The 882-nt window shown below is 41.2% G+C and carries 1 protein-coding gene; it reads right to left on the reverse strand.

The genetic code is table 11. The annotated features are described in order from the left end of the window. Positions 1-30: 30 nt before the first annotated feature. A complete protein-coding gene (locus AAEZ22_RS18075) occupies positions 31-792 on the reverse strand; it encodes an IS5 family transposase (RefSeq protein ID WP_024600859.1) in 762 nt (253 codons plus the stop codon). Positions 793-882 lie beyond the last annotated feature (90 nt).

An 882-nucleotide genomic window follows, 5' to 3' on the forward strand; every position in this document is an offset into this window, starting at 1 on the left:
TAGGGGCTGTTGATCTTTGTAGTACATATATCAATCAGCCCACATTGGTAGCCACATCATAGTAAATGCTAAAGCGAGCATTGAATGATAATTTCGTTCAAGCTTTTCATACCGCGTGGCTATCCCTCTATATTGCTTAATACGGCCAAATGCATTCTCAACCAAGTGCCGATATTTGTACATGCACCAGTCAATATCTTCATTGCCTACTAAACTGTTGCCCTTACGTGGAATAACGGGTGTAGCGTTATTATCACGAACAAACGCTCTCAGTTTTTCACTGTCGTAGCCTTTATCTGCGACAACCATATTACTTGTTGGGCAATTAGCTACGAGTGACTCTGCATGGACGATATCATGCGTATTTCCACAGGATAATTCATAATAAACAGGCAACCCTCCGCTATCGACTGCAAGATGAATTTTCGTAGAATTTCCACCTCGGCTCTTTCCAATTGATTCATTGTCAGCAGTTCTTGCACCGCAACTATGTTGATGAGCCCTGACAATACTGCCATCAATGAAGACCCAATCCATGTCCGCATCACGAGATAATGCGCGAAACAGTTCATTCAAAATCCCTTTTTTGGACCATAAATTAAACCGTCTGTAGATAGCACTCCAACGGCCAAAATCAGAAGGTAAATCTCGCCATGGAATACCTGTGCGCATCTTATACAGTATGCCTTCGAGCGTTTTTCTATGGTCGGGCTTATTATAAATTCGACCACTTAAGTACATTACTTTTGATAAGACATTCCATGTCCCGTCTGTTAACATTAATCTTGGCATGTAGGTTCGGTGTAAAGTTTTCTGGCGAATTCAATTATACCTTATCTTCATGCTGTTTGTTTTTCATACCACAAAGATCAACACGCCCTA

This window comes from Pseudoalteromonas sp. 20-MNA-CIBAN-0454 (assembly GCF_040308685.1).
Lineage (GTDB): Bacteria > Pseudomonadota > Gammaproteobacteria > Enterobacterales > Alteromonadaceae > Pseudoalteromonas > Pseudoalteromonas nigrifaciens.

What these genes read in the sequence shown, in the direction of transcription:
- AAEZ22_RS18075 (WP_024600859.1), bottom strand. Translation starts at nt 792, where the DNA reads ATGCCAAGATTAATGTTAACAGACGGGACATGGAATGTCTTATCAAAA.